Here is a 19589-nt window from a genome sequence, read left to right as displayed (position 1 = left end):
GCGCACATGGCGACGGACACGCTGTTCGATATCGAGTTGAAGCTGCTGCTGGAAGCGGTCTACCTGCGCTACCAGTATGACTTCCGCGGCTACGCCGTGGCGTCGATGCGGCGGCGCGTACAGCAGGCCATGGAGCGCTTCCAGTGCAAGACGGTGACGCAGCTGCAGGACCTGGTCCTGCACCAGCCCGCCGTGTTCGCGCAGATGCTGCAATATTTCACCGTGCAGGTCAGTGAAATGTTCCGCGACCCGGATTACTTCCGCGCCTTGCGCGAGCATGTGGTGCCCGTGCTGCATACCTACCCGTCCGTGAAGCTCTGGGTGGCCGGCTGCAGCAGCGGCGAGGAAGTCTGGTCGCTGGCCATCCTGCTGGACGAGGAGGACCTGCTGGAACGCACGCTGATCTACGGCACCGATATCAATGCCAATGCCTTGCACATTGCTGAAAGCGGCATATACCCGGTGGACCGTATCGCGCAATTCAGCAAGAATTATCGCGAGGCCGGCGGCCTGCGCTCCCTATCGGACTACTACAATGCGAATCTGCACGATGCCCGCTTCGAGCGGCGCCTGCGCGAGCACGTCGTATTCGCCGATCACAGCCTGGCCACCGACAGCGTGTTCTCCGAAGTGCATTTCGTCTCTTGCCGCAACGTGCTGATCTACTTCAATCGCGAATTGCAGGATCGGGCGACGCGGCTGTTCCACGATGCGCTGGTCCGTCGCGGCTTTCTGGGGTTGGGCGCCAAGGAAAGCCTGCGCTTTACGGCGCAGTCGGAGCGCTTCGTCGAGATCGCGCCCCGCCAGCGCATCTATCAACGTCTGTGACGCCTATGTCCAGGACCTTGCAACCCGTCAAAACCGAACTCGTCGCGATCGGCGCCTCCGCTGGCGGTGTGGGGGCGATCGGCGCGTTGCTGGAGGCCCTGCCCGCGGATTTTCCTGCGGCGATTGCCATCGTGTTGCATATCCCGCCGGACCACAACAGCCTGCTGCCGGCATTGTTCGCCCCCCGTTGCGCCTTGCCTGTGAAGGAAGTCGAGGACAAGGAGCCCATCGTTCCCGGAGTGGTCTACATGGCCGCGCCGGATTATCACATGCTGGTGGAGCCGGACAGGTGCTTTGCCCTGTCCCAGGATGAAGCCGTGAATTTTTCGCGGCCTTCCGTCGACCTGTTGCTGGAGTCGGCCGCCGCGGCATACCGGGAACGGCTGCTCGGCATCGTCCTGACGGGCGGCAGCCCGGACGGGTCCAGGGGACTGAAATGCGTGCGTGAAGCGGGTGGCCTGGCCTGGGTCCAGGACCCGGATAATGCGGATGCGCCGGCAATGCCGGCCAGCGCCATCGCCACGGCGGGCGCGGATCGAATCATGAGTGTGCAAACGCTGGCGCAGGCGCTGGCCGGGCTGGGCAGGCATCCGAGCGACATTGGAATTTCGTAGCCGTGACTGAAAACATCAACATCCTTGTCGTCGACGATATCGCGCAGAACCTGATCGCGATCGAAGCCCTGCTGTCCCGGCGGGGCGTGACCGTGCTCAAGGCCAACTCCGGGATCGAAGCGCTGGAGCTGCTGTTGACGCACGAAGTGGCGCTGGCGCTGGTGGACGTGCAGATGCCGCAGATGAACGGTTTCGAACTGGCCGAACTGATCCGCGGCAGCGAACGGACGCGCAGCGTGCCGCTGATTTTCCTGACGGCCGGCAGCAAGGAAGGCGAAGCGCATTTCCGCGGCTATGAAGCCGGCGCGGTGGACTTCCTGTACAAGCCGCTCGATACCGATGTGCTGATCAGCAAGGTCAACGTCTTCGTCGAGCTCCATACCCAGAAGAAGCTGCTGGCCAGCCAGTTGGAGGAGTTGCGGCAGGCCCTGACGCTGAACGACATGTTCACGGCCGTCCTGGGGCATGACCTGCGCAACCCGCTGTCGGCCATCCTGCATGGTTCGGAACTGCTGCTGCGCGGCTCGGACGACCCCAAGGTGGTCACCAACGCGCGCCGCATCCAGTTCAGTGCCGGCCGCATGGCGCGGATGGTGGAGCAGTTGCTCGATGTCGCGCGCATCCGTTCCAAGGGCCTGGTGCTGCAATGGGCGCGCGCGGACTATGGCGAACTGTGCAGGGCCATCATCGATGAAATCGCCGAGCCGGCGCAGCGGCAACGCGTGCGGGTAACCGTCACCGGCGATCCGCACGGCGACGTCGACGTCGACCGTTTCTCGCAGGTCATCTCCAACCTGCTCGGCAATGCCTTGCAGCATGGCGAGGCCGACGCGCCGGTGGCGCTGCATGTGGATGGCGGTCCGGCGGATCGTATCGTGGTGCGCGTCGCGAACCAGGGCGTCATTCCGCCCATGCAGCTGCCGAACCTGTTCAACGCTTTCCAGGCCAGCCTGGAAAGCCGGGCGTCCAAGAACGGGCTGGGGCTGGGGCTTTATATCGTCAAGAAGTTCGTGGACGCACATGGCGGCGAAGTCGCCGTTACCTCCAGCCGCGAGGCCGGAACCGTGTTCGAGATCGTCATGCCGCGGCGCGCCGCGACCGGCGGCGGACCAGCCGTGGACGCGACGCCACCAGGCGCTTGAGGCCCAGCCACTGCTGCGCCAGGAAGGTGCGGCCGTAATCCCGGCCGCCCGCCTCGGGCAACTGGTCGGCGATACCGGTGGGGCCGAAGTCGCCGTCGAAACGCGCGGTACGGAACAGGATGTCCCAGATCGGGAAGATCACGGCGTAGTTGCTTCCCACCACCTTGCCGGTCGGCGTGGTTTCATAGGCGATGCCGTGGTGCTCGCGATGAAAGCGCGGCCCCACGATCAGGCGTTCGCCGAGCCGGCCGAAGCCCAGGCGCAGGTTGGCATGCGAGAAGCTTTCCACCAATTGCAGGATGACCACCACCGCGACGAACTGCGCCGGCGGAACGCCGATCAGTTGCGAGACGATCACGATGACCACGTCGTGCAGCACGTCGTCCAGCAGATGGTTGCGGTTGTCGCTCCACATCGTCATCTGGCGCTGGCTGTGATGCACCGCGTGCAGGGCCCACATCCACTCGATGTTGTGCTGGGCGCGGTGGTAAAGGTATTCGACCAGGTCGAACACCACCAGGTAGATCGCCAGGCTGACCAGCGCGTTATCCGTTACCCCGGGCCAGAGATTGTCCAGCTGCAGCGTGGACAAGCCCCAGATATGCAGTTCGCCGAAGATGCTGTCCCAGAACGGATCGATCGCGAAGAACAGCACCACGCGAAACACGCCGAGCCGGTGGATCAGCGTGTACAGGATGTCCAGCCGGACTTCGCGGCGGTCGGTCACCGGCTCGACGGGCCGCCAGCGCTGCAGCGGCCCGATCACGCAGATCAGGACGGCGATCTGGAGGATGCCGGCGATCAGCCACAGCGTGGCGTCGTAGGCGTCTTCCAGCACGCTGGCGAAACCGAGCTTGAAAAGCACGGGCTGGATCAGCGACTCGAAGAGCCATTCCTGCGCCATGCCGATCAGGTGATTGAAGGTATCCATCGCTATCGGGGAAAAATGGTCATTGACGATGCGCCGCGATCCAGTCGCGATACGCCGGATGCTGGTCCAGCGTGGCGAAGCAATAGCCCTTGGCCTGCAGGCCGGTGATCAGGGGCTCCAGAACGGCCGGCGCCCAGGGATCCTGGCGCGACCAGATGCCGAGGTGGGCCAGCAGGATGTCGCCGGGCCTGATCGAAGCCAGGGCGCGCGCAAGCAATTGCTTGTTCGGGTATTTGTCGCTGGGCAGTTCGTCGCCGAGGAACCCGGCATCCGACCAGCCGACATGGCGATAGCCGCAGGTCTCGGCGGCCTTGAGCAGGGCTGGCGAGGTCCGGCCGCCAGGGGCCCGGAACAACGGCAGCATGGCGTGCCCGGTCATCTGCTTGAAGCGCGTGGCGGACTGCCGCAGCGCATCGCAGTACTGCTGCGCGGTGTAGACCTCGCGCTTGCCGGCATTGGGGCCGGCGCTGGGCCGCACCATGAATTTGCCGCCGGGCAGGTCCTTCTGCCAGTAGACGTGATCGTAGGTATGGGTGCCGAAGACATCGCCGTCCGCCACGCGGGCGCGCCACCAGGGCGCCCAGTGGTCATCCAGCGACGAGCCGTTGGTCAGCGTGCGCTCGTTGGCCAGAAAGAAGCTGACCTTCACGTGATGGCGCGCCAGGACGTCCGCGACCAGGGGCGCGACGCCCATGTGCCCGGTATCGAAGGTCAGGTAGACCGGCTTGCCGCACACCGGCGTTGCGGCCGCCGGCGCGGCCGCCGCCGTGGCCGCCATGACGACGCCCAGGACGCCGCAGGCAAGCGCGAACGCGCGTTCAGTGCATCGAGACATGATCGAGCGTCCACACGCCGTGGGGCGAGCGGCCGACATTGACCTGCCGCAGCAGCTTGCCGCTGTCGATATCGATGACGGAAAGCTTGCGTGCCCAGCGCGATGTCACCAGCAGCGTCTTGCCGTCGGCCAGCAGGTCCATGCAGTCCGGACCGCCGGGGGCGGGAAATTCGGCCAGCACGGTAAGGTTCCTGGTGTCGATGCGACTGATGGTGTTGGCCGCACGGTTGCTGACGAAGATATGCTGGCCGTCGCCCTGGGAACGGAAGGCGTGCGCGCCGGCATTGGTCTTGATGCGCTTGATGAGCTTGGGCGTGGGCGTGGTGATGTCATAGGCCTCGACATAACTGTCGCCCGTCAGGGCCACCAGCATGACCTTGTCGCCGGGGACGATGTAGACATCGGCGGGGGTCTTGCCTACCGGCAGCGTCCAGCGCACCTGCTGGGTCGCCAGGTCGATGGCGATGACCTCGTCGCTGTCCTGCAGCGACACGTAGGCCGTGGTGCTCTTGCTGTCGATGCCGATGTGGCTGGGCGTCTTGCCTGCCGGCACGCGGCGCATCAGCTTGAGGTCGAAGCCGTTCTTGCCCGGGATGTACTGGTAGATATCGATATGGTTGAGCCGGTTGGCCGCCGTGACGAACCACTTCATGTCGGGCGAAAAGCGCAACTGGTACGGATCCACGATGTCGGTCAGGGTGCGCTGGACTTCGCCGGTCCGGGGGTCGACCAGTGTCAGCGAGTTGCCGACCGAGTTGGCCACGATGAGTGACTTCTGGTCCGGGGAAAAGTACAGGTGATGCGGTTCCTTGCCGGTGGGAATGCGGCGCAGCTCCTTGTACGTGACCGGGTCGATGACGCTGACCGAGGCGTCGAGCGAGTTCAGGACGAATATGGGGCCGGTGTGGCCGGCCGGGGCGGTCGGAGCCGCCTGGGCGGGTGTGGCGAAGGCCAGGCAGGCGGCGAGCACGGCGCCGCCGGCGAAAGACAGAAGATTCAAAGAATATCTCGCAGAATCAGGGGGAGCGCGCCAGGGAACAGCGGGCGCGGCGGGCGCATCAGGGCTGAAGCGCCCTGAATTTTGACACAGGGACCGCCCTTGCGTACGACCGATTGCAGCGCGTCCGGCGGCATGCGACACAGCCGCCTCCACGCGGCTTACACGCCCGCGGCCGCTCGCTCCGCGCGCGTCGCGCACACGTTGCGCCATGGCAACAATACCTGCACGTTCGATGATCCCGCTCCTGCCGGAGCCGCCATCCGGCCCCATGAATGCAGGCTTGGAGGGACCTGGCAGGGGAAAGTTCGGCACGCCGCTTAAAATGTCCGGCTCACCCGCCGCGCAAGGCCGATGTACCGTGACTTCCTCTCCCGCCTCGCCCGTGCTTCCCGACCTCGCCTGGACCGAAAACGGCATCGAATGCCGGGCCGCATGGCGGGCCGAGAACGGCGCGCCACCGCCGCGCCGCGTCGTGGTCGCGGACGACGGCATGCCGGCGGATACCGCCTTCCGGCTGGCCAGCGAAGGCACCGGGCTGCTGTGGCGTGGCGATTTCCACAATGCCCGCCAGTTGCTGCAGGCCATGGCCCGCCGCATGGACCGGCGCGCGTCGGCGGCCCGGAAGCGCGCGGCGGACGCGCCGCCGGAATTTCCGCTTGCCTTCCACCTGCACCGGCAGGGGCGTGCCCAGCGCGCCCGCACGCTGGGTATGCTGCTCATCCCGGTGGAACCGGGGCATGTCCTGCCCTTGCGCCGCGCGCCCGACGTCTCTCAGGCGTGCGTGGACGTCTACGGCGCCGCCGACGCCCCGTATGTGACGTCGCTGCGCGAGCTGCTCGGCTTGATCGGCGCGCGCCAGTGGCGCGAGAAAGGCGTGCCCATACCGGCCCTGGACGCCGCGATCCATCCGCACTACGGCGTGTACTCGCCGGTGCGCGGCGAGTACCTGGAACTGGTTGCGCAGGCGCCGCTGCCGGCGCTGGATCGGGCTTACGACATCGGCACGGGCAGCGCGGTCATCGCGGCGCTGCTGGCCCGCCGCGGCGTCGCGCACATCGTCGCGACGGACCGGGATCCGCGCGCGCTGGCCTGCGCCCGCGACAACCTGGACAGGCTGGGGCTGGCGCAGCGCGTCACGCTTTGCGAGGCGGACCTGTTCCCGCCGGGCCGGGCGCCGCTCATCGTGTGCAATCCGCCCTGGGTGCCGGCCCGGCCCTCCGCTGCGATCGAGCATGCCGTGTACGATCCGGATTCGCGCATGCTGCGCGGCTTCCTGGATGGCCTGGCGGCGCATCTGGCGCCGGACGGCGAAGGTTGGCTGGTGCTGTCGGACCTCGCCGAGCACCTGGCGCTGCGCTCGCGCGAGGAGCTGCTCGCCTGGATCGAGGCCGCCGGACTGGCCGTGATCGGGCGCCTGGATACGCGCCCGCGGCACGCCAAGGCCGGGGACCAGGACGATGCGCTGCACGCCGCCCGGTCGCGCGAGGTCACGTCGTTGTGGCGCCTGAAAGCGCGCTGACATCGGTCCGCCGGAAATCGACCCCAGCCACGGGATTGCAGCGCGTCGGGCCCATCCGCGCACAGCGGAGCATCGACCGCGCCGCCACGTCGCGGCACACCGGTGCGGCTCAGAGCGTATGCGCCGCCATCGCCAGGGTGACGACCACCGACACGCCAAGGATGGCCATGCCCACCGTGCGCCGCCGGTTCAGGCCCGTCCACAGCAGCACGCCGGTCAACGACAGCAGGATCATTCCGCCCGCCAGCGTGTCGGCCAGCAGCACCCAGCCCACCCCCACGCCATTGGCGCGATGCAGGTTTTCCAGCACGGCGAGGAGCCCCGGCTCGCTGCGGCGCACCTGTACCTGGGCCGCGCCGGCCCAGTACTCGGCCTGCACCACGTACTGTGGGGAGCGGAACATCAGTTGCCAATGCTCGGGCTGGAGAACAGCCTTGTCCCCCCAGGCGACCGGCCTGGCCGGCTCACGCTGCACCCTCTCCGCAGGCCTGGGCAGCTTCAGTTCGCCCTGCAGCCATGCGCCGAGTTCGGCGGGTGTGCGCGGCGCCGGGGTGGGGAGATTCAATTGCAGCGTGGAGACCTGCGGCGCGCCGCCGCCGATCTTCATGACGGCGCGATGATTCTGGAAGAACCCCGTCAGGCCGAACAGCAGGCCCAGCAGCGCGCCCCACAGGCCGATCCAGCTGTGCGCCTTGCGCAGCCATTTCAGGAAAGTCCCGCGCCGGTTCGCGGACGCGCCGGTGGACGGGGTGGCGAGCGGCCGTGCGGTCGCGGGAGGGTGGGAGATCAAGGTACGGTCCATGGGCCGGATGATATTGCAACTCAACCTCATTTGCGCTGAACATGATGTGCCCGCGCAACGGGGCAGACGAGGCGGACGTCCAGGGCACGGCGGCCGGCGCGGGCGCCGCGGACGGTATTAAGATGCTCATGACCGCCAGCGCTGAATGGCGGCGCTCACCTTAGAGAGAGACAGAGAGGACTATCACCGTGACCGACGTTTTTGATCCCGCGCCCGCCGCCGCCCTGCTGGCGCAGGCATGGCGCGAGGGCCGGCAGTTGACCGAGCTGCCCGCCGACATCCGTCCGACGACCCTGAAGCAGGGCTATGCCGTGCAGGAAGCCTTCATCGCTGCCGGCGGCGACCGCGTGGCGGGCTGGAAACTCGGCGTGGGCAGCGTAAGCGCCATGCGCGCCGCCGGCACGGACCGCCCGTTGGTCGGGAGGGTATTGGAAACGCGCCGCCACCCGAACGAGGCCACCGTGGCGCCGCTCTGCCAGGCGCCGGTCACCGTGGAGTTCGAAATCGCCTTCGTGCTGGGCCGGGACATCGCGCCGGGCGCCGCCCCGGCCGACCCCATGCGCGCCGTCGCCTCCACGCACATCGCATTCGAACTGGTGTTGTCGCGCTTCATCAATCGCCGGGCCGTGGGATGGCCCAGCTTCGTGGGCGACAACGTCGGCTTCGAGGCGTCCATCCTGGGACCGCAGATCGATCCCGCCGCCATCAAGCGCGGCGTGTCCTCGGTGTCCGTGCAGGCCAACGGCGAGCCCAAAGCCCGCGGCCTGACGGGAGAGGATGGCATCGACCCGGTGCAGGCGCTGCGCTACCTGTTCGACCACGCCTGCGACCAGGGCATCACGCTGCGCGCGGGCGACATGGTCACAGCGGGCGCGGTGGCCCAACCCTTCGATATCGCGCCCGGCCACACGGAGCTGACCGCGACCTTCCTGGGCCAGACCCTGCGCGCCGTCGTCGTGCCGAAATAAAGGTAAAGGGCGGATCCCGGGCTTAACGGCGGAGTCTCAGGCGCCCGCGCCCAGCTCCGCCTCCAACGCCTGCACGATGCGCCGCTTGAGCCGCAGCAGATCCTCGGCCAGCGTACGGGCGGCGATCTGCGGCGGATCGCCGGTCGCCACACTGACGTTCAGCGCATAGATGGCGCCATCGTCCAGAACCAGCGGCGTGGACAAGGCCACCACGCCGGGCTGCCAGGCAGCCATGCACCAGCCGCGTCGCGCGATGCTGTCGCGCGCGTCATCGATCTCCGCCACCAGCGCGGGCCCGTGCCCCGGACGGCGCCGCTTCATCGCCGCGATCCAGGCGTTGCGCGCCGCGTCGGGCAACGCGGCCAGATAGGCGCGGCCCAGCGACGTCAGCTCGATGGGGACACGCTGGCCAGCCACCACGTTGCGCAGGGAGATTTTGCGGCTGTAGCGCACCGACTCCAGGTAGACCATATCGTCGCCGTCGGCCACGGCCACGCCCACATTGATACGGCGCGCCTGGGCCAATTCGCGCATCCACGGCGCCGCCACCCTGAGCACCGGGGACCCGCTGCGCATGGCATGCGCCAGGCTGAGCACCGGCGCGCCGAGCCGATAGGCCCGCGAGGCGGCGTCGTACTCCAGGAAGCCGGTCCGCACGAGCGTCTGCGACAAGCGGCTGACGGTGGCGCGCGACAGGCCGGTGCGTTCGGCCAATTCGCCGTTGCCCAGCAGTTCCAGCCCCGGACGGAAGGCGCGCAGCAAGGCGATGCCGCGCTCCAGCGAACGGTTGGAGGGAGAACTGCCCGGTACGCGCGCCCCACCGGGCGGCGGCGCCGGTGCCCGTGGCGTCGAAGCCGGGCGTGGGGGCGATGACCGGGCCGGCCGGGAAGAATCGGGCATGGAAGAACGCGGCATGGATGAACGGGGCATGAAGGGGCCCGGCATGGAGAGCTCGGCGTGGAATGACCCGGCGGGCGCCGGCCACCATTTCCATCAGGTGGAAATTCCGTCCGGATAGGCGGGACATTGTCACCTAAACTGGCCGCATCGCCCAGGGCCTGTACATACAACATCGCGCCGGCGTTGGCCGCGCCTCACTGGAGACTTGCATGGCTTTTCCCCTACCCCTACGCCGGCTCGGGCTGGCTGCGCTGGCCGCGTGCAGCCTGGCCTGGTGCGTCATCGCGCCGGGCGTCGCGCAGGCGGCGTTTCCCGACCGGCCGCTGCGCCTGGTCGTTCCCTTCCCGCCTGGGGGCGGAACCGACCTGATCGCCCGCCAGCTGGCCGAGGGCATGACCCAGGACCTTAAACAGACCGTCATCGTGGAAAACCGCGGCGGCGGCAGCACGATCATCGGCACCGAAGCGGTGGCCAAGGCCGCCCCGGACGGCTATACCCTGCTGCTGGCCACCTTCGCCCATGCGGTCAATCCGGCCTTGCACGCCAAGCTGCCCTATTCCACCTTCGACGCCTTCGCGCCGGTGGCGCTGATCGGCCGCTCGCCCAACGTGCTGGTGGTTGCACCGAAGTCGCCGTTCAAGACGGTGCAGGAGCTGCTGGCCTATGCGCGCGCACACCCTGGCAAGCTGACCTTCGGTTCCTACGGCAATGGCACCTCCGCACATCTGGCCGGCGAAATGTTCAAAAGCCTGGCCCATGTGAATATGGTGCACGTCCCCTATCGCGGCTCGGGTCCGGCCCTGACGGACCTGATGGGCGGGCAGATCGATATCATGTTTTCCACCGTCTCCAGCGTGAGCCAGCTGGTCAAGAGCGGGCAGCTGCGCGCTCTTGCGGTCACCTCGGCGCAGCGCTCCCCATCGCATCCGGACTGGCCCACGGTGGCCGAGTCGGGTGTGCCGGGCTATATCGTCGAAAGCTGGTACGGCGTCTATGCGCCGGCGGGCACCCCGGCCGGCGCGATCGCGCGCCTGAATTCGGCGCTGAAGGCCGCCGTGCAGGCGCCGAACTTCCGCCGCAATGTCGAAGAAGAGGGCCTGGTGCTGGACGTCGGCGATCCAAGCCAGTTGTCCGGCTTCGTGCGCAGCGAAGCCGACCGCTGGAGCCGCATCATCAAGGACGCCGGCATCGCCGGCCAGTAAGGCGCCCTGCCGCCGTCCCCGAACGACACACCCCACAACGCAGGCGCCTGCCTGCTGGAAGAGATCATGCAGAATCCGACCCTACAGATGGACATCGACGACGGCGTCGCCGTCATCACCCTGAACCGCCCCGAGGTGCGCAACGCGATCGACGACGACATGCGCCAGGACCTGATCGCCATGCTGGACCAGGTCGGGCGCGACAGCGCCATCCGGGCGCTGGTCCTGACCGGCGCCGGCAAGGCCTTCTGCGCGGGCGGGGACATCCGCTCCATGCGCGAACGCATGAGCGTGCCCGCCGGCCAGGTGGCGTTCAACGGCTGGAGCCGCCAGCAACGCACCCACCATGCGGTGGCGACCCTGCATAACCTGGGCAAGCCCACGATCGCCGCCGTCAACGGCGCGGCCACCGGCCTGGGATGCGACCTGGCCCTGTGCTGCGATTTCGTGATGGCCTCCGAATCGGCCACCTTCGCCATGACCTACATCCTGCGCGGACTCATCCCGGACGGCGGCGGCATGTACTTCCTGCCGCGCCGGGTCGGGCTGGCGCGGGCCAAGGAGTTGATCTTCAGCGGGCGCACCGTGGCGGCGGCCGAGGCGCACGCGCTCGGCATGGCGGACCGGCTGGTGCCGCCGGACGAGCTGCTGCGGCAGGCCTGCGACTGGGGCCGCACGCTGGGCGCCGGGTCGGCCGCCGCGCTGGCGCTGAGCAAGTCCGTCCTGAACCAGAGCTTCGAACTGAGCGCCGAACAGGTGTTCGCCCTGGGCAGCCAGGCGCAGGCCATCTGCTACACCACCGAGGCGCACCAGGCGTCGGTGGCGGCGTTCCTGGACAAGACCGCGAAGAAGGGCTGACCATGAGCGCCATCGACATCCTGCTCAAGCCCCGCAGCATCGCGGTGATCGGCGCGTCGGCCGACGCCACCAAGACGGCCGGCCGGCCGGTGGCCTATTTGCAGAAGCACGGCTACGCGGGCGCCATTTACCCGGTCAATCCACGCGCCGACACCGTGGGCGGCTTGCCCTGCTATCCGGATATCGATGCGCTGCCCGAAGTACCGGACGTCGCACTGGTGCTGCTCGCGCCCGAGCGCGCCATCGACGCCGTCGCGGCCCTGTCGCGGCGCGGCACCGCCGCGACCATCGTGCTGGCCAGCGGCTTCGGCGAAGTCGGCGAGCTGGGGGTACGGCGCCAGCAGGCCCTGAAGGCGGCCGCCGGCGATATGCGGCTGCTGGGACCGAATACCATCGGCCTGGTCAACCTGACCGACCGCATCATGCTGTGCGCCAGCGGCGCCCTGGAGATGGAAGCGCTGCAGGGCGGCAGTATCGCGGTCGTATCGCAAAGCGGCGGCATCCTGGGTTCCCTGCTGTCACGCGCGGCCGCCAGCGGCCTGGGCTTTTCCAAGCTGGTGTCCACCGGCAATGAAGCCGACCTCGATGTGGCGGACTTCATCGACAGCCTGGCCGACGATGCGGAAACCCGCGTCATCGCGGTCTATATGGAAGGGCTGCGCAACCCTGACAAATTCCGCCGCGCGGCGCTGAAGGCCGCGCAGGCGGGCAAGCCGCTGGTGATCTACAAGGTCGGCCGCTCCGAAGCCGGCGCCCGCTCCGCGGCCTCGCATACGGGCGCGCTTGCAGGAGCCGACCAGGTCTATGACGCCCTGTTCCACCAGGTGGGCGCCATCCGTGCGAAGACGTTCGCGGACCTGCTCGACATCCCGGCGGCACTGGCGACGCGGCGCACGTTGCGCGGCAAGCGCATCGCCATCCTGACTTCCACCGGCGGCGCCGGGACCCTGGTCGCCGACAGCCTGGGGGTAGCCGGCTTCGAGACCCCGGCGCCGGGGCCGGACACCGCCGCCAAACTGCGCGAGCTGCAGCAGAACGACCAGATCGTGCTGGACCGCAATCCCATCGACGTCACCCTGGCCGGGCTGCAGCCGCAACTGCTGCGCGACACCATCGCGACGCTGCTGGCCAGTCCGGACTATGACGGTGTCATCACCGTGGTGGGTTCATCGGCCCTGGCCCATCCCACCCTGGCCGCCGGCGCCATCGCCGACTCGCTGGCGCAAAGCGACAAGCCGGTGCTCGCGTATGTCAGCCCGCATGCCCCGGCCGTACTGGCCCATATCAATCGTGGCGGCGCGCCCGCCTTCACGGCGCCGGAAAGCTTCGCTTCGGTCCTGACGGCATTGCATGCACGGGCCACGCGCGACATCGCCGCCGATGCGGGGCCGGCCGAAGCCGCCAGCCCGGTGAACCTGCAAGGCCTGCCGCTGCCATCCGGATCGCTCAACGAAACCCAGGCCCGGGCGCTGTTCGGCCGTTTCGGCATTCCGTCCGTGCGCGAATGCGTGGTGACCGATGCGGCGCAGGGACAGGACGAAGCGGGGAGTTTCGACGGTCCGGTCGTGGTGAAGGTGCTGTCCAGCAGGATCACGCACAAGACCGAAGCCGGCGGCGTCGCCGTCGGCGTGGCGCCCGATGCCATCGGCGAAGCGATCACCGCCATGGATGCGCGGGTGCGGGCGCGCACCGGCATCGAGCCGGAAGGCTTCCTGCTGCAGGAGATGGCGCAGGGCGTGGAGATGATCGTGGGCATGCACCGCGATCCCCAGCTGGGACCCGTGCTGCTGCTGGGCTTGGGCGGCGTCACCGCCGAACTGTTCAAGGACACCGCGCTGCGCCTGCTGCCGGTGGACCACCCCACGGTGCGCGACATGATCCGGTCCCTGAAGGCCTGGCCCCTGCTGGACGGCTATCGCGGACGGCCCAAGGCCGATGTACAGGCCCTGGAAGATGCAGTCCTGCGTTTCGCCGCGATGGCGCAGCAATTGGGCGAACGCTTGATGGACGCGGAAATCAATCCGCTGTTCGTGCTTGAAGAAGGCCGCGGCGTACGGGCCGCCGACGGCGTCACGATACTGAAATAGTACGCAGGGCCCGATGGCCCGGATACCATTTCGCGCGCTTATTGGTGTACCTTACTGCGGAGCTGCCGGACCCCCGGCAGCGCCGCTGTCGCGAGGAGCACCCAACGCATGAAGCCCGGCATACTGGCCATCGACATCGGAGGCACCGGCCTCAAGGCCACCGTCGTCAATGAACGTGGACGCATGCTGGTCGAGCGCGTGCGCGTGCCGACGCCGCACCCCTGCCCCCCCAAAGTCCTTCTGGCCACCGTCAAAAGCATGACGGCGGATCTCCCACCCTTCGACCGGATCTCGGTCGGCTTTCCCGGCGTGGTGCGGGACGGCCGCGTCCTGACGGCGCCCAACCTCGATACCAGCCTGTGGGCCAGGTTCTCGCTGGGCCCCGCCATATCGCGCGCCTTCGGCGGGCTGCCGACGCGGGTGCTGAACGACGCGGATATGCAGGGACTGGCCTTGATCTCCGGCCGCGGACTGGAGTTCGTGATGACGCTGGGCACCGGCGTCGGCACGGCGCTGTTTCGCGAGGGCGAACTGATGCCGCACATGGAGCTGGCGCACCACCCTATCCACAAGAACAAGACCTACGACGAATACCTCGGCGAGGCGGCGCGCAAGACCGTCGGCAAAAAACAATGGAACCGGCGGGTGCATCGGGCGCTCGAACTGGTGGATATGCTGTTCACGCCCGATCGCATCTTCGTTGGTGGCGGCAATGCCGCCCGCCTGGAGGTGCCCTCCGACGGTCATATCGCCATCGGCTCCAACGACGCCGGGTTGCAGGGCGGCGCCGCCCTGTGGCGCGAACCCCGCCGCCGCTGACACGCCCGTGCCGCGGGCATGGTGTTTGCGGCGAGCGCCAATTCATCTGCGTTTATGCCAGAGAGAGGTCACATGAATACCTTATCGCCCCCCGGCTCCCCGCAAGACGACGAACGCCTGGACCTGCTGTGCATCGATACGCTGCGTACCCTGGCCATGGACGCGGTGCAAAAGGCCAAGTCCGGCCACCCCGGCACGCCGATGGCCCTGGCCCCTGTCGGCTACACACTGTGGCGCGATTTCCTGCGCTACGACCCTGCCCATCCCGACTGGCCCAACCGCGACCGCTTCATCCTTTCCGCCGGCCACGCCTCCATGCTGCTGTACGGACTGCTGCACCTGGCCGATGTGGTGGAGATCGACGCGGACGGCAAGCCCAGCGGTCAGCCGGCCGTCAGCCTGGAAGATATCAAGCAATTCCGCCAGCTCGACTCGAAGACCCCCGGACATCCCGAATACCGCATGACCACCGGTGTGGAAACGACCACCGGCCCGCTGGGCCAGGGTTGCGCCAACAGCGTGGGGATGGCGATGGCGCAGCGGCACCTGGCGCAGCGCTACAACCGCCCGGGCCTGGACCTGTTCGACTACAACGTCTATGTCATCTGCGGTGACGGCGACATGATGGAGGGCGTATCGGGCGAGGCGGCATCGCTGGCCGGCCACCTGGGTCTGTCCAACCTCTGCTGGATCTACGACAACAACACCATCAGCATCGAGGGCCATACCGATCTGGCCTTCAGCGAGGATGTCGCCGCCCGCTTCGCCGCCTATGGCTGGAACACCTTGCGCGTCAGCGATGCGAACGACCGCATGGCATTGGCGGCGGCCCTGCGCCAGTTCCAGGCGACCCAGGACCGGCCCACGCTCATCGTCGTCGACAGCGTGATCGGCTTCGGTTCCCCGAACAAGCACAACACCGCCGCGGCCCACGGCGAGCCGCTGGGCGACGACGAAGTGCGGCTGACCAAGCAGGCCTACGGCTGGCCCGATGACGCCTTCTTCCGCGTTCCCGATGAGGTCCGCTACCGCCTGCGGGACGGCATGGCCGCGCGTGGCGCCCCGGCGTACCAGCAATGGCAGGAAACGCTGTCCCGGCTGGCGGCCGGCGAGCCGGCCGTGGCCGAGGAATTGCGCCGGATGCGGCAAGGCCAGATGCCCGAAGGCTGGGATCAGGACGCGCCTGTCTTTCCCGCCGATCCTAAGGGCATGGCCACGCGCGAGTCGGGCGGCAAGGCCCTGAACGCCTACGCGAAGCACATTCCCTTGCTGGTGGGCGGCGCGGCCGACCTCGCTCCCTCCACCAAGACCAACCTGACCTTCGACGGCGCCGGCAGCTTCCAGCGCGACAACTACGGCGGCCGCAACCTGCACTTCGGCGTGCGCGAGCACGCAATGGGGGCCATCGCCAACGGCATGGCGCTTTCGCACGTGCGGCCCTACACCGCGACATTCCTGATTTTCAGCGACTACATGAAGCCGCCGATCCGGCTGGCCGCGCTGATGGAGCTGCCGGTGATCTTCGTGTTCACCCACGACTCCATCGGCCTGGGCGAAGACGGCCCCACGCACCAGCCGGTCGAGCAACTGGCGCAGTTGCGCGGCATACCGGGCATGCGGGTGCTGCGGCCTTGCGATGCCAACGAGACCGTGCAGGCATGGAAGGTCGCGCTGAAGCAGACGAACCACCCGACCGCGCTGGTGCTGTCGCGCCAACCCGTGCCGACGCTGGACCGCACGCGCTATGCGAGCGCAGCGGGACTGGAGCGGGGCGCCTACGTCCTGGCCGACTGCGCGCCCGAACGGCCGCAGGTCATCCTGATCGCCACCGGCACCGAAGTGGCCCTGTGCCTGCAAGCCTACGACCAGCTGCGGGCGGAGGGCATCGCGGCGCGCGTGGTATCCATGCCCAGCTGGGATCTGTTCGAGGAACAGGACCAGGCCTATCGCGATAGCGTACTGCCGCCCGATGTGGGCGGTCGCGTGGCGGTGGAACAGGCCGGCCCGCTGGGCTGGGAACGCTATGTGGGCGCGACGGGCGCAAAAATCGTCATGCACACCTTCGGTGCGTCGGCCCCCATCGCCAAGCTTCAAGCGAAATTCGGATTCACGGTAGACAATGTCGTTCGCGTCGCGCGCGAACAGGCGCAGAAAAACAGGAGCACCCAATGAACCAGACCGCGAAAAACCCCCTGGGACGGCTAGCCGAAGCCGGCCAGGCAATATGGCTCGACTTCCTCAGCCGCGAATTTCTGGCCGCGGGCGGGCTGGACAAGCTGGTGCGCGAAGACAGCCTGACCGGCGTCACCTCGAACCCGTCCATCTTCGAAAAGGCGATGGGCCACGGCGAGGTCTATGACGAACAACTGCACGCCATCCTGTATCAGGCGGATGCCGAGCCCGGCGATGTGTACGAGCGCCTGGCCGTGCACGACATCCGGACCGCCGCCGATGCGCTGCGCCCGGTGTACGACCGCCTGCAGGGCAAGGATGGCTACGTCAGCCTGGAGGTCTCGCCCTACCTGGCCTACGACACCGAGGGCACGCTGGCGGAAGCGCGCCGGCTGTGGCAGGCGGTGGACCGCCCCAACCTGATGATCAAGGTGCCCGGCACGCCGGCCGGCGTGCCGGCGATACGCCAACTGATCGAGGAAGGCATCAACGTCAACGTCACGCTGCTCTTCTCGCGCCAGGCGTACCGGGAAGTCGCGCTGGCGTACATCGACGGGCTCGAGGCCCGGGTGCGCGCCGGCAAGCCCGTCGACCGCCTGGCCAGCGTGGCCAGCTTTTTCGTCAGCCGTATCGACACGCGCATCGACAAGAAGATCGACGATGCCTTGCAGCGCCCCGGCGCGGACAGCGGCGCGCTCAGCGCGCTCAAGGGCAAGGTCGCGATCGCCAACGCCAAACTGGCTTACCAGGACTACCTGGCGCTGATCGGCGAGGAGCGCTGGAAAGCCCTGGCCCAGCGCGGCGCGCAGCCGCAGCGCCTGCTGTGGGCGTCCACCGGCACCAAGAACCCGGCCTATCCGCCCACGCTGTACATCGACGAGCTGATCGGGCCCGACACGGTCAACACCATGCCCGCCGGCACCATGGACGCCTTCCGCGACGGCGGCAAGGTGAAGGCCTCGCTGACCGCCGATATCGACGCGGCGCGGCGTGTGCTGGATGACGCCGAACGCCTGGGCCTGGACCTGGACGCCGTCACGCGCGAACTGGTCGAGGACGGCACGCGGCAATTCAGCGACGCCTTCGACGCCCTGCTGGGCGCGGTGGGCGCCAAACGGCTGGCTTATCTGGGTGATCGCATCAACGGCGCGGCGTACGAACTGCCCGCCGCCTTGAGCGAAGCGGTGGAACGCACGCTCGATCGTGCGCGCGTCGACGGCTGGGCACGGCGCGTGTGGCAGGGCGACGCCACGCTGTGGACCGGCCAGCAGGAAGATCGCTGGGTCGGCTGGCTGGCCGCCGGGCAGGGCCGGCAAATCGACGCGGACGCCATCGCCGCGCTGGCCCGCGACCTGCAAGCCGAGCGGTACGCGCACGCGGTCCTGCTGGGCATGGGCGGCTCCAGCCTGGGCCCGGAAGTCCTGGGGCAGACGCTGGGCGAGGCCGGCCAGGGACTGGCGCTGCATGCGCTGGACTCCACCAGCCCGGACGAAATCTGCGCCGTGGAGCGCGGCATCGACATCGCGCGCACCCTGTTCATCGTCTCGAGCAAATCCGGCTCGACGCTGGAACCGGAAATCCTCAATGCGTATTTCCATGCCGCCGCGGTGGCGGCGCTGGGCGCGGAGCAGGCCGGCAGCCATTTCGTCGCCATTACCGACCCCGGCTCCAAGCTGGAAGCGGCCGCGCAACAGGCCGGCTACCGCGCCATCTTCCATGGCGACCCCACCATCGGCGGCCGCTATTCGGTGCTGTCCGTGTTCGGCATGGTGCCGCTGGGCGTCATGGGCCACAACGTGGCGCACTTCATGGATGGCACCCAGCCCATGGTGCGCGCCTGCGGCCCCAGCTCGCCGCCGGCCATCAACCCGGGCCTGCGCCTGGGCGCCATACTGGGCGAAGCCGCCAAGGCCGGCCGCGACAAGGTGACGGTTTTTGCTTCCCCCACCGTCGCCAGCATCGGTTCGTGGCTGGAGCAACTGCTGGCGGAGTCCACCGGCAAGCAGGGCAAGGGCATCGTGCCGGTGGACCTCGAACCCATCGGGGCGCCGGACGTCTACGGCCAGGATCGCGTCTTTGCCTACGTCCGCTGCGCGACCGACGACACCACCCAGCTCGACGCCAAGGTCCAGGCCCTGGCGGCGGCGGGACATCCGGTGATACGCATCACGCTGCCGCGCGCGACGGCAATCGGGCAGGAATTCTTCCGCTGGGAAATCGCGACGGCCATCGCGGGCGCCGTGATCGGCATCGATCCTTTCGATCAGCCGGACGTGGAAGCCAGCAAGGTCAAGACCCGCGCCCTGACCGATGCCTATGAGAAAACCGGCAAGCTGCCTCCCGAGACGCCCATCGCCGAGGACGGCGAACTGGCGTTCTTCGGCGACGCGGCACTGGCCGGCGACGGCACCGTCGAAGGCGTGGTGGGCGCGCACCTGGCACGCCTGCGCCCCGGCGACTATGCCGCGGTGCTGGCCTATATCGCGCGCAATGCCGCCCACGAACGGCAGCTGGCCGCCCTGCGCACTGCCCTGCGCGACCGCCGCAAGGTCGCCACGGTGGGCGGCTTCGGACCGCGCTTCCTCCATTCCACCGGGCAGGCCTACAAGGGCGGGCCCAACAGCGGCGTCTTCCTGCAGATCACCGCCGACCCCGCGCACGACCTGCAGGTGCCCGGCCGCAAGATCAGCTTCGGCACCGTACAGGCGGCGCAGGCGCTTGGGGACCTGCAGGTATTGGCCGAACGCGGACGCCGCTACCTGCGCGTCCACATTCGCGGCGGCGACGTGGAAAGCGGGCTGGCCCGCCTGGCCAAAGCCGTCAAGCAAGTATTGAATTGAACGTCCCGGAATCGGGCTTCCAGGACAGGACTTCCAGCTGACCCCGGCGTGGCGCCCGCCACGCCCCCTGCT

The 19589-nt window shown here is 68.2% G+C and carries 16 protein-coding genes; 11 read left to right on the top strand and 5 right to left on the bottom strand.

The window, feature by feature from the left end:
- Positions 1 to 6 precede the first annotated feature (6 nt).
- Genes BAU07_RS05625 through BAU07_RS05615 form a run of 3 tightly spaced genes read left to right on the top strand, consistent with a single transcriptional unit; the run spans position 7 to position 2584 of the window.
- Positions 7 to 828, top strand: a complete 822-nt coding sequence (locus tag BAU07_RS05625; protein WP_066654859.1) for a CheR family methyltransferase — start codon at positions 7 to 9, stop codon at positions 826 to 828.
- A 5-nt stretch (positions 829 to 833) separates the two neighbouring features.
- Positions 834 to 1442 (top strand): chemotaxis protein CheB, encoded by a 609-nt coding sequence (locus BAU07_RS05620; protein WP_066654857.1) that lies wholly within the window; start codon positions 834 to 836, stop codon positions 1440 to 1442.
- Between the two features lie 2 nt (positions 1443 to 1444).
- Positions 1445 to 2584 (top strand): hybrid sensor histidine kinase/response regulator, encoded by a 1140-nt coding sequence (locus BAU07_RS05615; protein ID WP_066654855.1) that lies wholly within the window; start codon positions 1445 to 1447, stop codon positions 2582 to 2584.
- On the opposite strand, the gene BAU07_RS05610 is transcribed toward BAU07_RS05615, so the two are convergent.
- The 3 genes from BAU07_RS05610 to BAU07_RS05600 are packed head-to-tail and all read right to left on the bottom strand — an operon-like array spanning position 2520 to position 5350.
- The gene (locus BAU07_RS05610; RefSeq protein ID WP_066654854.1) at positions 2520 to 3515 is read right to left on the bottom strand and encodes a sterol desaturase family protein; all 996 of its coding nucleotides are present in this window, start codon (positions 3513 to 3515) and stop codon (positions 2520 to 2522) included. The two genes, BAU07_RS05615 and BAU07_RS05610, sit on opposite strands and share 65 nt — an antisense overlap.
- 19 nt (positions 3516 to 3534) lie before the next feature.
- On the bottom strand, positions 3535 to 4350 hold the full coding sequence (locus BAU07_RS05605; protein WP_066654853.1) for a polysaccharide deacetylase family protein: 816 nt from the start codon (positions 4348 to 4350) through the stop codon (positions 3535 to 3537).
- The gene (locus BAU07_RS05600) at positions 4334 to 5350 is read right to left on the bottom strand and encodes a YncE family protein (RefSeq protein WP_415830366.1); all 1017 of its coding nucleotides are present in this window, start codon (positions 5348 to 5350) and stop codon (positions 4334 to 4336) included. The genes BAU07_RS05605 and BAU07_RS05600 overlap by 17 nt, the downstream gene beginning before the upstream one ends.
- Before the next feature lie 358 nt (positions 5351 to 5708).
- Here BAU07_RS05600 and BAU07_RS05595 point away from each other — a divergent pair, with 358 nt between their 5' ends.
- Positions 5709 to 6869, top strand: coding sequence for a methyltransferase (locus tag BAU07_RS05595; protein WP_232338255.1), 1161 nt, complete (start codon positions 5709 to 5711; stop codon positions 6867 to 6869).
- A 109-nt stretch (positions 6870 to 6978) separates the two neighbouring features.
- On the opposite strand, the gene BAU07_RS05590 is transcribed toward BAU07_RS05595, so the two are convergent.
- Positions 6979 to 7671: a PepSY-associated TM helix domain-containing protein gene (locus tag BAU07_RS05590; RefSeq protein WP_066654852.1), complete on the bottom strand. Its 693-nt coding sequence runs from the start codon at positions 7669 to 7671 to the stop codon at positions 6979 to 6981.
- Between the two features lie 188 nt (positions 7672 to 7859).
- On the opposite strand from BAU07_RS05590, the gene BAU07_RS05585 reads away from it, so the two are divergent.
- Complete coding sequence (locus BAU07_RS05585; protein WP_066654850.1) at positions 7860 to 8639, top strand: 2-keto-4-pentenoate hydratase; 780 nt, start codon at positions 7860 to 7862, stop codon at positions 8637 to 8639.
- Between the two features lie 36 nt (positions 8640 to 8675).
- On the opposite strand, the gene BAU07_RS05580 is transcribed toward BAU07_RS05585, so the two are convergent.
- Positions 8676 to 9539 (bottom strand): IclR family transcriptional regulator, encoded by an 864-nt coding sequence (locus tag BAU07_RS05580; protein WP_084025387.1) that lies wholly within the window; start codon positions 9537 to 9539, stop codon positions 8676 to 8678.
- A 209-nt stretch (positions 9540 to 9748) separates the two neighbouring features.
- Here BAU07_RS05580 and BAU07_RS05575 point away from each other — a divergent pair, with 209 nt between their 5' ends.
- The 6 genes from BAU07_RS05575 to BAU07_RS05550 all read left to right on the top strand — a co-directional run bounded on the left by BAU07_RS05575 (position 9749) and on the right by BAU07_RS05550 (position 19517).
- Positions 9749 to 10741, top strand: a complete 993-nt coding sequence (locus tag BAU07_RS05575; protein ID WP_066654848.1) for a tripartite tricarboxylate transporter substrate binding protein — start codon at positions 9749 to 9751, stop codon at positions 10739 to 10741.
- A 66-nt stretch (positions 10742 to 10807) separates the two neighbouring features.
- Positions 10808 to 11599 carry an enoyl-CoA hydratase/isomerase family protein gene (locus tag BAU07_RS05570; protein ID WP_198168875.1) on the top strand — a complete coding sequence of 264 codons (792 nt, stop codon included), beginning with the start codon at positions 10808 to 10810 and terminating at the stop codon, positions 11597 to 11599.
- A gap of 2 nt (positions 11600 to 11601) precedes the next feature.
- The gene (locus BAU07_RS05565; protein ID WP_198168874.1) at positions 11602 to 13686 is read left to right on the top strand and encodes an acetate--CoA ligase family protein; all 2085 of its coding nucleotides are present in this window, start codon (positions 11602 to 11604) and stop codon (positions 13684 to 13686) included.
- Positions 13687 to 13794: 108 nt separating this feature from the next.
- A complete protein-coding gene (locus BAU07_RS05560) occupies positions 13795 to 14505 on the top strand; it encodes an ROK family protein (RefSeq protein ID WP_066654847.1) in 711 nt (236 codons plus the stop codon).
- 72 nt (positions 14506 to 14577) lie between these two features.
- A complete protein-coding gene (tkt, locus tag BAU07_RS05555; protein WP_066654845.1) occupies positions 14578 to 16677 on the top strand; it encodes a transketolase in 2100 nt (699 codons plus the stop codon).
- Positions 16674 to 19517: a bifunctional transaldolase/phosoglucose isomerase gene (locus BAU07_RS05550; RefSeq protein WP_066654843.1), complete on the top strand. Its 2844-nt coding sequence runs from the start codon at positions 16674 to 16676 to the stop codon at positions 19515 to 19517. Before tkt ends, BAU07_RS05550 begins: the two co-directional genes overlap by 4 nt.
- Positions 19518 to 19589 lie beyond the last annotated feature (72 nt).

The sequence above is a fragment of the Bordetella flabilis genome (assembly GCF_001676725.1).
Taxonomy (GTDB): domain Bacteria; phylum Pseudomonadota; class Gammaproteobacteria; order Burkholderiales; family Burkholderiaceae_B; genus Bordetella_C; species Bordetella_C flabilis.
This window is presented reverse-complemented; position numbering and strand designations above follow the sequence as displayed.

Coding starts and splice junctions, on each gene's coding strand:
- BAU07_RS05625 (WP_066654859.1), top strand. CDS start 7: ATGGCGACGGACACGCTGTTCGATATCGAGTTGAAGCTGCTGCTGGAA.
- BAU07_RS05620 (WP_066654857.1), top strand. CDS start 834: ATGTCCAGGACCTTGCAACCCGTCAAAACCGAACTCGTCGCGATCGGC.
- BAU07_RS05610 (WP_066654854.1), bottom strand. CDS start 3,515: ATGGATACCTTCAATCACCTGATCGGCATGGCGCAGGAATGGCTCTTC.
- BAU07_RS05605 (WP_066654853.1), bottom strand. CDS start 4,350: ATGTCTCGATGCACTGAACGCGCGTTCGCGCTTGCCTGCGGCGTCCTG.
- BAU07_RS05590 (WP_066654852.1), bottom strand. CDS start 7,671: ATGGACCGTACCTTGATCTCCCACCCTCCCGCGACCGCACGGCCGCTC.
- BAU07_RS05580 (WP_084025387.1), bottom strand. CDS start 9,539: ATGCCCGATTCTTCCCGGCCGGCCCGGTCATCGCCCCCACGCCCGGCT.
- BAU07_RS05575 (WP_066654848.1), top strand. CDS start 9,749: ATGGCTTTTCCCCTACCCCTACGCCGGCTCGGGCTGGCTGCGCTGGCC.
- BAU07_RS05570 (WP_198168875.1), top strand. CDS start 10,808: ATGCAGAATCCGACCCTACAGATGGACATCGACGACGGCGTCGCCGTC.
- BAU07_RS05565 (WP_198168874.1), top strand. CDS start 11,602: ATGAGCGCCATCGACATCCTGCTCAAGCCCCGCAGCATCGCGGTGATC.
- BAU07_RS05560 (WP_066654847.1), top strand. CDS start 13,795: ATGAAGCCCGGCATACTGGCCATCGACATCGGAGGCACCGGCCTCAAG.
- tkt (WP_066654845.1), top strand. CDS start 14,578: ATGAATACCTTATCGCCCCCCGGCTCCCCGCAAGACGACGAACGCCTG.
- BAU07_RS05550 (WP_066654843.1), top strand. CDS start 16,674: ATGAACCAGACCGCGAAAAACCCCCTGGGACGGCTAGCCGAAGCCGGC.